Annotated in this window: 11 protein-coding genes and 1 pseudogene; 5 read left to right on the top strand and 7 right to left on the bottom strand. The window is 71.4% G+C overall.

Features of this window, described 5'->3' with window-relative positions:
• Positions 1-8: 8 nt before the first annotated feature.
• Positions 9-368: an NADH-quinone oxidoreductase subunit A gene (locus tag ACIQVI_RS14010; protein WP_019888619.1), complete on the bottom strand. Its 360-nt coding sequence runs from the start codon at positions 366-368 to the stop codon at positions 9-11.
• Between the two features lie 659 nt (positions 369-1,027).
• Between ACIQVI_RS14010 and ACIQVI_RS14005 the strand changes: the two genes are divergently transcribed.
• Positions 1,028-1,942 (top strand): C40 family peptidase, encoded by a 915-nt coding sequence (locus tag ACIQVI_RS14005; protein WP_403595159.1) that lies wholly within the window; start codon positions 1,028-1,030, stop codon positions 1,940-1,942.
• An 81-nt stretch (positions 1,943-2,023) separates the two neighbouring features.
• Here the strand turns inward: ACIQVI_RS14005 and ACIQVI_RS14000 are convergent.
• The 5 genes and pseudogenes from ACIQVI_RS14000 to ACIQVI_RS13980 all read right to left on the bottom strand — a co-directional run.
• Positions 2,024-3,340, bottom strand: a pseudogene (locus tag ACIQVI_RS14000) (geranylgeranyl reductase family protein); the annotation flags it as partial.
• A 40-nt stretch (positions 3,341-3,380) separates the two neighbouring features.
• Positions 3,381-4,073, bottom strand: coding sequence for a demethylmenaquinone methyltransferase (locus ACIQVI_RS13995; RefSeq protein WP_351969390.1), 693 nt, complete (start codon positions 4,071-4,073; stop codon positions 3,381-3,383).
• A 109-nt stretch (positions 4,074-4,182) separates the two neighbouring features.
• The gene (locus ACIQVI_RS13990) at positions 4,183-4,782 is read right to left on the bottom strand and encodes a hypothetical protein (RefSeq protein WP_403595155.1); all 600 of its coding nucleotides are present in this window, start codon (positions 4,780-4,782) and stop codon (positions 4,183-4,185) included.
• Between the two features lie 56 nt (positions 4,783-4,838).
• The gene (gene mqnC, locus ACIQVI_RS13985) at positions 4,839-6,038 is read right to left on the bottom strand and encodes a cyclic dehypoxanthinyl futalosine synthase (protein ID WP_403595152.1); all 1,200 of its coding nucleotides are present in this window, start codon (positions 6,036-6,038) and stop codon (positions 4,839-4,841) included.
• Positions 6,039-6,335: 297 nt separating this feature from the next.
• On the bottom strand, positions 6,336-7,205 hold the full coding sequence (locus ACIQVI_RS13980) for a menaquinone biosynthetic enzyme MqnA/MqnD family protein (protein WP_403595149.1): 870 nt from the start codon (positions 7,203-7,205) through the stop codon (positions 6,336-6,338).
• 260 nt (positions 7,206-7,465) lie between these two features.
• On the opposite strand from ACIQVI_RS13980, the gene ACIQVI_RS13975 reads away from it, so the two are divergent.
• Positions 7,466-7,669, top strand: coding sequence for a cold-shock protein (locus ACIQVI_RS13975; RefSeq protein WP_041130679.1), 204 nt, complete (start codon positions 7,466-7,468; stop codon positions 7,667-7,669).
• Between the two features lie 113 nt (positions 7,670-7,782).
• On the opposite strand, the gene ACIQVI_RS13970 is transcribed toward ACIQVI_RS13975, so the two are convergent.
• Positions 7,783-8,616: a M23 family metallopeptidase gene (locus ACIQVI_RS13970; RefSeq protein WP_403595146.1), complete on the bottom strand. Its 834-nt coding sequence runs from the start codon at positions 8,614-8,616 to the stop codon at positions 7,783-7,785.
• Between the two features lie 140 nt (positions 8,617-8,756).
• Between ACIQVI_RS13970 and ACIQVI_RS13965 the strand changes: the two genes are divergently transcribed.
• The 3 genes from ACIQVI_RS13965 to ACIQVI_RS13955 all read left to right on the top strand — a co-directional run bounded on the left by ACIQVI_RS13965 (position 8,757) and on the right by ACIQVI_RS13955 (position 12,132).
• The gene (locus tag ACIQVI_RS13965) at positions 8,757-9,155 is read left to right on the top strand and encodes a DUF1992 domain-containing protein (protein ID WP_121831012.1); all 399 of its coding nucleotides are present in this window, start codon (positions 8,757-8,759) and stop codon (positions 9,153-9,155) included.
• A 29-nt stretch (positions 9,156-9,184) separates the two neighbouring features.
• Entirely contained in the window at positions 9,185-9,694 is a 510-nt protein-coding gene (locus ACIQVI_RS13960; RefSeq protein ID WP_403595143.1) for a DUF664 domain-containing protein, read from the top strand.
• A 188-nt stretch (positions 9,695-9,882) separates the two neighbouring features.
• The gene (locus ACIQVI_RS13955; protein WP_403595140.1) at positions 9,883-12,132 is read left to right on the top strand and encodes an FG-GAP repeat domain-containing protein; all 2,250 of its coding nucleotides are present in this window, start codon (positions 9,883-9,885) and stop codon (positions 12,130-12,132) included.
• The last annotated feature ends 31 nt before the right edge of the window (positions 12,133-12,163 follow it).

The following is a 12,163-nucleotide window of genomic DNA, read 5'->3' as shown; positions in this document are numbered from 1 at the left end:
TCAGCCCCTCAGTCCCATTCCAGGCCGCCGCGCCGCCACACGTAGGCGTAGGCGACGAAGACGGTGAGCACGAAGAGCAGCATCTCCACGAGCCCGAAAAGCCCCAGGGCGTCGAAGGTGACGGCCCAGGGGTAGAGGAAGACGATCTCGATGTCGAAGACGATGAAGAGCATCGCCGTCAGGTAGTACTTGATCGGGAAGCGGCCGCCGCCGGCGGGCGTGGGTGTCGGCTCGATGCCGCACTCGTACGCCTCCAGTTTTGCCCTGTTGTACCGCTTTGGCCCGATGAGCGTGGCCATGACCACGGAGAAGATCGCAAACCCCGCACCCAGGGCACCGAGCACGAGGACGGGCGCGTACGCATTCACGCTCCTCGCTCCTTCCAGTCGTCCTTGACCGTTGGACCGCACCGCCGCGCCGTGAAAGATCGCCCCCATGTGAGGCAGTTCACAAGCCCGGCTGCCCCGCATCTTATGCCTGCCCCTCTGTGATCTGCGACACGGGGTGCAGCACGTAGTTTGTGATCTCCACCACCTGACGAAGGATCATGAAGTCGGATGAGCGGTGATCTTGTTGCGCGAAGCGCCCAGGTGATCACCAGATGTGACATCCGTACCGGAAATCGCTGCTCGGAGGGGGTGTCGCACTATCAAGTGTTGGCATCTACAGGCAAATTGGCGATGGACGCGAGCGGGTGATAAAGGACCCGGCCGTCGCCCGGTCGGGGGGTCGCGCGTACGGAGGTGGACGCGTGCGCGTTTTCACGAACCCCCCTGTGAGCTGCGTCACATGAAGAAGGACCGGAAAGAAGGGGGCTTGGCCAAGGGTGTCAAGAGGTGGTAAGCGTCGGGCAATTCGGGCTTTTCAATGAAAACCAGTGATCAAGGGCCGGATGACCCATGCCCGATTTGCCCGTTACGGCGTCAATAAAGGTGCCACGGAAGCGGATTCACAGGTTCCGAACGTAACTGTGGCGCAACCCACGTTTCTTGAACGGAACCGTCAAGCCCTGATAGCGGTTGTTCCCATGTCCCACACCGCTCACATACCCAGCCACCGGAAGCCCCGCCGCAGCGCTTCGAAGCTCGCGCTCCGGGCCGGAGTTGCCGGTGGCGTCCTCGGCACCATCGCGGTGGCCGGTGCTGCCGGGCCGGCGAATGCCGAGCCGGTGACCGAGACCATCGAAATGCCCACCCTGGGCTCGCTCGCCGCCGGGTCGAACCTCGCGAGCGCGGTCGCCGCCTCCGCCGAGGCGTCCCAGCAGGAGGCCCTCGACCAGAGCCTCCGGACCCTGGAGCAGGCCGCCCTCAAGAAGGCCTCCCAGGACGCCAAGAAGGCCAAGGCCGAGGCGGACCGCAAGGCCGCGGCCGAGCGCGCCGAGAAGGCCCGTCTGAAGGCCGAGAAGGAGCGCGAGGAGGCCGAGGAGGCCGCCGAGCGCGCCTCCCGCACCAGCACGCGCACCCAGCTCGCCACCACCTCGTCCCCGTCGAACGACGGCGGCTCGCCCTCGTCGTCTTCGTCGTCCTCGTCGTCCTCCGACAGCGGCTCCTCCGCCTCGGACAGCGGCAGCCGGACGCAGGCCCCCACCGGCTCCGCCGCCTCGATCGTGGCCTTCGCCCGCGCCCAGGTCGGCGACGCCTACGTCAGCGGCGGCACCGGCCCCAACTCGTGGGACTGCTCCGGCCTCGTCCAGGCCGCCTACCGCGCGGCCGGCATCGACCTGCCCCGCATCTCGTACCAGCAGTCGAGCATGGGCAGCTCCGTCTCCCTGGGGAACCTCCAGCCGGGCGACATCCTGTACTGGGGCAGCCGCAGCGGCTCGTACCACGTCGCCATCTACGTCGGCGGCGGCAAGTACGTCGGCGCGCAGAACTCCTCCACCGGCGTCGTCGAGCGCTCCCTGGACTGGGACCCGCCGTCGGGCGCCGTCCGCATCCTCTGAGCACTCCGCACGGACGCTCGCACGCGCAAGGGCCGTCACTCCTCGGGGGAGTGACGGCCCTTCGCCGTGCGCGGGCGCCGGTCAGGCCTTCGGGGCCACCTTCGACAGGCCGTTGATGATGCGGTCCATCGCGTCGCCGCCCGTCGGGTCGGTGAGGTTCGCCAGCATCTTCAGGGTGAACTTCATCAGGAGCGGGTGGGTCAGACCGCGCTGGGTCGCGATCTTCATGACCTTCGGGTTGCCGATGAGCTTCACGAAGGCGCGGCCGAGCGTGTAGTAGCCGCCGTAGGTGTCCTTGAGGACCTGCGGGTAGTTCCGCAGGGCCAGTTCGCGCTGGGCCGGGGTCGCGCGGGCGTGCGCCTGGACGATGACGTCGGCCGCGATCTGGCCGGACTCCATGGCGTACGCGATGCCCTCGCCGTTGAACGGGTTGACCAGGCCGCCCGCGTCGCCGACCAGCAGCAGGCCCTTGGTGTAGTGCGGCTGCCGGTTGAAGGCCATCGGCAGGGCCGCGCCCCGGATGGTGGTCGTCATGTTCTCCGGGGTGAAGCCCCAGTCCTCCGGCATCGAGGCGCACCAGGCCTTGAGCACCTCGCGCCAGTCCAGCTCCTTGAACGCGGAGGAGGAGTCGAGGATGCCGAGGCCGACGTTCGAGGTGCCGTCGCCCATGCCGAAGATCCAGCCGTAGCCCGGCAGCAGCCGGTCCTGCGGGCCGCGCCGGTCCCACAGCTCCAGCCAGGACTCCAGGTAGTCGTCCTCGTGCCGGGGGGTGGTGAAGTACGTGCGGACGGCGACGCCCATCGGCCGGTCGTCGCGCCGGTGCAGGCCCATCGCGAGGGAGATCCGGCTGGAGTTGCCGTCGGCGGCGACAACCAGCGGGGCGTGGAAGGTGACCTCGCGCTTCTCCTCCCCCAGCTTGGCGTGGACGCCGGTGATCCGGCCCGTACGGTCGTCGATCACGGGCGCGCCCACGTTGCAGCGCTCGTACAGGCGGGCGCCGGCCTTCTGCGCCTGGCGGGCCAGCTGCTCGTCGAAGTCGTCGCGCTTGCGGACGAGTCCGTAGTCCGGGTACGAGGCCAGCTCCGGCCAGTCCAGCTCCAGGCGGACGCCGCCGCCGATGATCCGCAGGCCCTTGTTCCGCAGCCAGCCGGCCTCTTCGGAGATGTCGATGCCCATGGCGACGAGCTGCTTGGTGGCGCGGGGGGTGAGGCCGTCGCCGCAGACCTTCTCGCGCGGGAACGCGGTCTTCTCCAGGAGGAGGACGTCCAGGCCCGCCTTCGCCAGGTAGTAGGCGGTGGTCGAGCCGGCCGGGCCCGCTCCGACGACGATCACATCTGCGCTGTGCTCGGAGAGGGACTGCTCGGTCACGGCGGGGCTCCCTAAGGGGTCGAGGGAAGGATGGGGGAAGTCTAGGCGCGGGGCGGAAGGGCGGCGGGGGTTACGGCTTGAAGCCCCGGTGCAGGGCCACGATCCCGCCCGACAGGTTCCGCCAGGCGACCTTCGACCAGCCGGCCTTCTGGAGCAGGCCCGCCAGGGCCGGCTGGTCCGGCCAGGACTGGATGGACTCGGCCAGGTACACGTACGCGTCGGGGTTGGAGGAGACCGCGCGGGCCACCGGCGGCAGCGCGCGCATCAGGTACTCCTCGTACACCGTGCGGAACGGCGCCCAGGTCGGGTGCGAGAACTCGCAGATGACGACCCGGCCGCCGGGCTTCGTCACCCGGTACAGCTCGCGCAGCGCCTGCTCGGTGTCCTGGATGTTCCGCAGGCCGAAGGAGATCGTGACGGCGTCGAACACGTCGTCGCGGAAGGGCAGTTCCGTGCCGTCGCCCGCCGTGAACGGCATCCACGGGTGGTTCTTCTTGCCGACCCGCAGCATCCCGAGGGAGAAGTCGCACGGGACGACGTACGCGCCCGCCCGCGCGAAGGGCTGCGAGGAGGTGGCCGTGCCGGCGGCCAGGTCGAGGATCCGCTGTGCCGGGCGGGCGTCGACCGCCTTCGCGACCTCCTTGCGCCAGCGGCGGTCCTGGCCCAGCGAGAGCACGTCGTTGGTGAGGTCGTAGTTGGCCGCCACGTCGTCGAACATCGACGCGACTTCGTGCGGCTGCTTGTCCAGGGTGGCGCGGGTCACGGGCGTTCGGCCTCGCAGAATCGGCGACGGGCGGGCGGTCCCATTGTCTCAGGGCCCCTCCCGCCCCGGTCGGCAGGGCGCGCTCGGCGGCGCCGGGCGCGCCGGACGCTCAGCGGGCCCGGTGGACCAGCCGCCCGCCGAGCACGGTGGCGACGCAGGTCGACGCGCCGAGGCGGACCAGGGCCGCCCGGTCGGGGACGTCGAAGACGGCGAAGCGGGCCGGGCCGCCCGGGACCGGCGCGGGCAGCAGCACCAGCGGGACCGGAGAGAAGGACGGCGGTCCGGGCAGCCGCTCCGGGCGGCGGCCGACCGCGAGCCCGGCCCGGCGCACGGCGTCCGCGGCCGCCCGGCCGCGCAGCTCGCCCGCGACCGCGACCGTCCCGTGGGCCAGGAGCCGCTGCACGCCCCGGCGCGCGGAGGCGCCGCGCCGCGAGGGGTCGGCCCGGAAGATCCGCTGCGCCCGCTCCCCGGGGATCGGCTCGGTGCCGAACCCCTCGGCCTCCCGGGGGTCCGGGTGGTACATGCCTTCGAGCAGCTCGGGCCCGTACGGGTTGAGGAGGCCGGGGGTGAGGATGCCGGGCCACCGCCGCACCCGCGCCCCGGGGCGGACGGCGACCAGGTCCTCGTACGGCCCGACGGCGGCGACGAGGGCGCCGTCGACCAGGACGGCGCTCTCGGGGGTCGCCTCGGCCACGTGGATCGTCAGCACGGTGTCGTCGGCTCGTTTCTCGTCGGTTCGCGTGTTCTCGTCCGTCCGCGTCCCGCTCAGTTCGCGTCGAGGAGCTTCAGCTCCGGGTGGGCCGTGCCGCCCTCGATCGCGACGGACGAGATGTGGGAGGCGACGCGCTCGTCGACCGGGTCGTTCGCCGGGTCGTCGTGGACGACCAGGTGCTCGTACGTGGTGGCGCGCTGCGCCGGGACGCGGCCCGCCTTGCGGATCAGGTCGATGATCTCCAGGCGGTTGGAGCGGTGCTTGGCACCGGCGGAGGAGACGACGTTCTCCTCCAGCATGATCGAGCCGAGGTCGTCGGCGCCGTAGTGCAGCGAGAGCTGGCCGACCTCCTTGCCGGTGGTCAGCCAGGAGCCCTGGATGTGCGCGACGTTGTCGAGGAACAGCCGGGCGATGGCGATCATGCGCAGGTACTCGAAGAGCGTGGCCTGCGTGCGGCCCTTGAGGTGGTTGTTCTCGGGCTGGTACGTGTACGGGATGAAGGCCCGGAAGCCGCCCGACCGGTCCTGTGTGTCACGGATCATGCGCAGGTGCTCGATGCGCTCGGCGTTGGTCTCGCCGGTGCCCATGAGCATGGTGGAGGTGGACTCCACGCCGAGGCCGTGGGCGATCTCCATGATCTCCAGCCAGCGCTCGCCGGACTCCTTCAGGGGCGCGATGGCCTTGCGGGGGCGCTCGGGCAGCAGCTCGGCGCCCGCGCCGGCGAAGGAGTCGAGGCCGGCGGCGTGGATGCGGCCGATCGCCTCCTCGACGGAGACGCCGGAGATGCGGGCCATGTGCTCGATCTCGGAGGCGCCCAGGGAGTGGATGACCAGCTGCGGGAACTCCGCCTTGATCGCGGCGAAGTGCTTCTCGTAGTACTCGACGCCGTAGTCCGGGTGGTGGCCGCCCTGGAACATGATCTGGGTGCCGCCGAGCTCCACGGTCTCCGCGCAGCGGCGCAGGATGTCGTCGAGGTCCCGGGTCCAGCCCTTCTTGGTGTCCTTCGGCGCGGCGTAGAAGGCGCAGAACCGGCACGCCGTCACGCAGACGTTCGTGTAGTTGATGTTCCGCTCGATGATGTACGTCGCGATGTGCTCGGTCCCCGCGTACCGGCGGCGGCGCACGGCGTCGGCGGCGGCGCCGAGCGCGTGCAGGGGCGCCGAGCGGTAGAGGTCGAGCGCCTCCTCGGGGGTGATCCGGCCGCCCGCGGCGGCGCGGTCCAGAATGGACTGCAGTTCGGCCTTCTCGGTCACCGGGTTCGTCCCTTTCGGAGGGGTACTGACAGACCGAACCAGCCTACGCCAGGGGCCCCGGCCGCCTCCGTCGGGGAGCGGCCGCGCGGTCGCCGCCCTATTCCGGTGAATTTCCGGCATCGGGGATCCGGGCGCGGTTCTCCGCCGGCCCGGTCGGTGAACGCGCGGGAAACCGTCTCCCCCTTTCGGGCGTCCGCATTCCGTCCGGCCGTTCGCGGGCGTCCGCGGAATGGGCCCGGGGACGCGCCGGAATTACGTTCGTGTGAATTTCCGGGCGCCCGTTCCGGGGCCGTGCGGTCAGCCGCGCGGGGGTGCCAGGAGTTCGACCGCGACGTCCGCGGGAAAACCGGTCGTGGGGCCGGTGCGGCGGGCGAACTCGCGGGCGCCCGCGAGTTGTTCGGGCCCGAAGCGGAAGTCGAGGGTGCGGAAGTACCGCTCCAGGAGTGCGGCGTCGAAGGCCTCCCAGCGGGCCGCCTGCTCGGCGACCTTGGTGACCTCTTCGAGGGAGAGGTCACGGGAGGCGAGGAAGGCCTGGTGGACCTCGTGGACGGTCTCCGGCTCGCGCGCCAGGTAGTCCTTGCGGGCCGCCCACACGGCGAAGACGAACGGGAGGCCCGTCCACTCCTTCCACATCAGGCCCAGGTCGTGGACCTGGAGGCCGAGCCGGGGCGCGTCGTGCAGCGAGGCCCGGAGCGCGGCGTCGCCGATGAGGACGGCCGCCTCGGCTTCCTGCATCATCAGGCCGAGGTCCGGCGGGCAGGTGTAGTAGTCGGGCGACACGCCGTACCGCTCGGACAGGAGCAGCTGGGCGAGGCGCACGGAGGTGCGGGAGGTGGAGCCGAGCGCCACGCGGGCGCCGTCGAGCTCCTCCAGGGGCCGCTGGGACACGATCACGCAGGACATCACGGGTCCGTCGCAGCCGACGGCGATGTCCGGGAGGGCGACCAGGTCGTCCGCGTTGCGGAGGTACTCGACGAGGGTGACGGGGCCGATGTCCAGGTCGCCCCGGACGAGCCGCTCGCTGAGCTTCTCCGGGGTGTCCTTGGTGAGCTCCAGGTCCAGGAGCGTCCCGGTGCGCGCCAGGCCCCAGTAGAGGGGGAGGCAGTTCAGGAACTGGATGTGTCCGACGCGGGGCCGGCTGCGGTGCTCGTCGGTTGCTTTGTCCACATCGTGAGGCTAGACCCGTCTCACGGAGCGGGCATCGCCGGGGCACGCGCGTCAGCGCGGGAGGGACGTTCAAACACTCGGGTGACGTGATCTTTCCCTCTACCCTCCCGAGCGTTCTGCGTGCTACGCTCAACGCAAGTTGCAGTTTGGTTTCCCTTGCAGTACAGAGCCTGCGGAGCATGTGACCCGCAGGCTTTTGTAGTTTTCAGACTTCTTTGCAGGTTCTGGAGCAGGGCAACCCTTTGGCCCAAGGAGGGCTTATGGCTACCGGAACCGTCAAGTGGTTCAACGCTGAAAAGGGCTTCGGCTTCATCGCCCAGGACGGCGGCGGCCCGGATGTCTTCGTCCACTACTCCGCGATCAACGCGAACGGCTTCCGTTCGCTCGAGGAGAACCAGGTCGTGACCTTCGACGTCACGCAGGGCCCGAAGGGCCCGCAGGCGGAGAACGTCTCCCCGGCCTAAGGTGCCCGGGTCGGCGATCGCCTACCACTAGAGCAGTACCCAAGGAGCCCCGCTCCGTGCCTCGCGGCACGAGTGGGGCTCCTGCCTTTTCCGGGGCCTTCCGGGGGGGCGGATCAGCAGGTGGGGATCACGGTCCCGTTGTTGTCGCGGGCCTCGTCGTTGCCCCAGCGGGACAGGTAGTAGGCGGAGACGTGGGCGTTCCGCCCGTTCTTCCCGGCGTACACGGTGTCGAGGTCGGTCCGCAGCCACCAGTGGTTGTAGTTGCCGGAGGCGTCGCGGATCTCCTGGCCCCAGACCTTGCAGTAGACGTAGTTCGTGCCGGCGTTCAGCACGCCCTGGGCATTGCCCGTGTTGGCCTGGGCGTAGCCGGTGGCGTTGGCGAAGGTGTCGACCCAGTACTTCCCGCCCCCGCCGGAGCAGCCGTTGTCGCTGGTCAGGTGCCTGGAGCCGTAGGAGCCGGGGTAGGGGGCGAGGGAGGCGCCGTTGATCGTGATGGGCTGGCCGACGCCGTTGTAGAGCTGCTCGTAGTGGATGTGGGCGCCGGAGCTGTTGCCGGTGGAGCCGGTGGTGCCGATCCGCTGGCCCTGGGAGACGGCGGCGCCGTGGGCGACCGCGTAGGCGCTGAGGTGGAAGTAGTACGTCTTCCAGCCGCCGCCGTGCTCGATCACGATGTAGTTCCCGGCGCCGGACGGCTGGGAGTAGCGGTAGGCGGTGCCGGACGCCGAGGCGAGGACCGGGGCCCCGGCGGTGCCGCCGCCGTCGGAGCGGACGAAGTCGAGGGCCTGGCGGACCTCGGCCGAGTGGTGGCTGTAGGTCCACTTCTGGCCGCAGGCGAAGGGCGCCTTGAAGAGCGGCGCGGCCTGGGCGGGGGTCGTGGTGACGAGCGCGGTGAGCAGGCCCGCGACGAGCGCGAGGAGGGTGCCGAGCGGGGTGATCCGTGCACGCATGTGTCCTCCGGTACGGGGGTGGGGATCGGTGGGACAGGGGTCGACGCGCGTTGAACGGACCACAGCGTGCCGGAAGACCGCGCGGCGCAGTAGACCGCGAACACCACACCCGGAGCGGGCCAGTTACGTAGTCTGGACACATGACCGAACGCAAGCCGCCCGGTGTGAGCTTCGAGTCGTTCGTGGACAAGCAGATCCGCGAGGCCGCGGAGCGGGGTGAGTTCCGGAGCCTGCCGGGATTCGGGAAGCCGCTTCCCGACGACTCGGCGCCGTACGACGAGCTGTGGTGGATCAAGGGCAAGATGCACCGCGAGGGCGCGTCCGTGCTGCCGCCCTCGCTGGCCCTGCGCAAGGAGGCCGAGGACGCGGAGGCGGCGGTGGCGGAGGCCGTCTCGGAGAGCCGGGTCCGGCGGATCCTCGGCGAGGTCAACACGAAGATCGCCGAGGCCCTGCTGCGGCCGCCGGCCGGGCCGCCGCTGAACCTGCGGCCGTTCGACGTGGAGGCGATGGTGGAACGGTGGCGGGCGGGACGTTCCTGACCGCCGGTCCCTCGTGGGAAGGAGTCCGCATGGACAGCGCCGGTCTGCTGGTCGACGCGTTCGGCCGGGTACGCGAGGCCGTCCACGGGGCGGTGGAGGGCCTCTCGGAGGACGAGCTGGCCGCCCGGATCGATCCGGAGGCGAACTCGGTCGCCTGGCTCGTCTGGCACCTCACCCGCATCCAGGACGACCACCTGGCGGGCGCCTTCGGCACGGAGCAGCTGTGGACCGCCGGGGGCTGGGCGGACCGCTTCGGCCTGCCCTTCTCGGAGAAGGCGACCGGGTACGGCCAGACGAGCGCCCAATCGGGCCGGGTCCGGGCCCCGGCGGACCTCCTCCTCGGCTACCACGACGCCGTGCACGACCGGACGGCGGAACTGCTCGGTCCGGTGACGGACGCGGACCTGGACCGGGTCGTCGACACCGCCTGGAACCCACCGGTCACCCTCGGCGTCCGCCTGGTGTCGGTGATCGCGGACGACCTCCAGCACGCGGGGCAGGCGGCGTACGTGCGGGGGGTGGTGGAACGGGGGCGGTGAGGGCGGGACGGGCCGCCCCGACCCGTACGTACGCCGCCTGCCCCGCGCGCCCGGCGAGGCCCCCCTCGGGGACGACCTGACGTACAACCAGGTCTTCCGACGGAGGCGTACAACCATTCGATCACTCCGGAGGTCATGCGGGCGTGGCGCGACACGCCACACCCGCGTCTCCGGAGGGGAACACCGCTTTGTCCCGAGTACGTACGTCCCGCGGCCGTCTCGCCCTGGCCGTCACCGCCGCCCTCGCCGTCACCCTGGGCACCGTCGCGGCGGTCCCGGCCGTGGCGGCGCCCGGCGCCGCCGCCGGGGCGGCGCAGACCGGGAAGGCGGTGCAGGAGACCCCCGCGCTGCTGCCCGGCGCCATCGTCGTCGGCAACGGCCCCTCGGGCTTCCTGAGCCGCTGGTACGAGGACACCACGCCCTCCTCCGCCTTCCGCTGGACGCGATACGCGGACGGCGTCACCACCACCCTGCCCGCGGGCACCTACGCGGGCGGTGCCGGGTCGGACGTGATCGTGCGGTCCGAGGGGACCCGGCACGAGCTGCTCGACATGGCCACGGGCGCCGACCCCGTCGTCGTCGACCTCGCCTCCCTGGGGGACTCCGCGAAGTTCGTGCGGCTCGCGGGCTCCACCCTCGTCGTGGAGGTCCCCCGCGCCGGCGGCACCGCCGTCCTCCTCGTCGACTCCGTGGACGGCACGGTCCGGACCCGCGAGGTCCAGGGGCTGCCCGAGAACGCGTCGGTCCGCCGGTACGACCTGGGCGCGCCCGGCACCCTCACGCTCGTGTACGCCGCCACGACGGACGGCGCGACCTCGGTCCGCGCGGCCGTGGTGGACGTCGCCGGGGGCACGGTCGCCGAGGACCGCGTCCTGCCGAAGGCCTCGGTCTCCTCCGACGTCAGCGTGTCCGCGACGCACCTGGCCTGGGCCGAGTACCACGGCATGAAACACGACGCCGAGGCGGTCCTGGCGCTGTCCGGGCGGAGCGGCACCGACGTCACGCGCGTTCCCCTCGGCAAGGGCAACGACCTCCGGGTCGAGCTGATGGGCGACTGGGTCGCGTACGGCGTGGCCGGAGCGTCGATCTCCGGCCCGAACCCCCTGCACTCCCTGTCGGTCCGCTCGCTGACGGACGGCCGGACGGTGGACCTCCTGGACACCGTGGACGGCATCCGCGCCGAGAAGGACGGCGCGCTGCTCGTGCAGGGCGCCACCCTGGAGCACGGCGAGGGCCTCTACCGGATCGCCCCCGGCCCCGACGGCACCCCGGCCGCCACCCTCGTGGCGAGCACCGGGCGGTCGCTCGCGCTCCGGCTGACGGGCGGGACCGTCCCCGACTTCGACTTCACCACGAAGAGCGGTGACAGCGGCTTCACCTGGCAGTTCGAAAGGGCCGGCCTGGTCGAGGGGCGCGTCGAGGTGACGCACAAGGCGACCGGGAAGCGGTGGAGCAGCAGCTCCAGCACGACGGAGCCCTCCGGGCGCCTCTGGGTCCCCTGGAGCGGACTGCTCGACAACCGCACCGCCGCGCACAACGGCGAGTACACGTGGCGGATGACGGCGTGGCCCGTCAACGGCATCGGCCCCTCGGTGGAGCGGATCGGCACCTTCCAGGTCTCCGGGAAGCAGGCCCCGCACGACTTCTCGGACAGCAGCTCCCCGGACCTGCTCCTGCGGGAGGGCGGCGCGCTGTTCGTCTACGACGCCCGTCAGACCCTCTTCTCGGGCACCGAGGTCCCGCTGGAGAGGACGGACGTCGGCTCCGGCTGGGGCGCGTACGACCAGATCGTCACCCCCGGCAACCTGGGCGGCGCGCGCTTCGCGGACGTGGCCGCCCGGGACACGACCGGCGCGCTCTGGCTGCACCTGGGCACCGGCGACGCCGCCGCCCCCTTCGCGCAGCGCGTCAAGGTCGGCGGCGGCTGGCAGATCTACGACCGGATCACCGCCGGCAGCGACCTGAACGGCGACGCCCGACCCGACCTCGTCGCCGTCGACAAGGACGGCGGCCTGTGGCTGTACAAGGGCACCGGGAACAGCGCCGCGCCCTTCGAGCCGCGCGTCAAGATCGGTCACGGCTGGGGCATCTACGACAAGATCGTCGCCACCGGGAACATCGGCGGCGCCGCCGCCGGCGACCTCGTCGGCCGGGACAAGGACGGCGTCCTCTGGCTGTACCTCGGCAAGGGCGACGGCACCTTCGCGCCCCGCACGAAGATCGGCGGCAGCTGGGACTCGTACTCGGCGATCGTCGCCGTCGGCGACGCCGACCGCGACGGCCTCCCCGACCTCGTGGTCAACGGGCCCGAGGTCGGCCCGGGCAGCGGCGGCCTCCAGCTCCACAAGGGCACCGGCGACTGGAAGGCCCCGTTCGAGAGCCCCGTCAACATCGCCACCCCGGACGAGTTCACCCGTCTGGGCTCGACCCTGTACTGACGGCTCCGCGGGCCGGTCCACCGCCGGCCCG

It is taken from the genome of Streptomyces sp. NPDC098101, from assembly GCF_044760185.1.
Taxonomy (GTDB): domain Bacteria; phylum Actinomycetota; class Actinomycetes; order Streptomycetales; family Streptomycetaceae; genus Streptomyces.
This window is presented reverse-complemented; position numbering and strand designations above follow the sequence as displayed.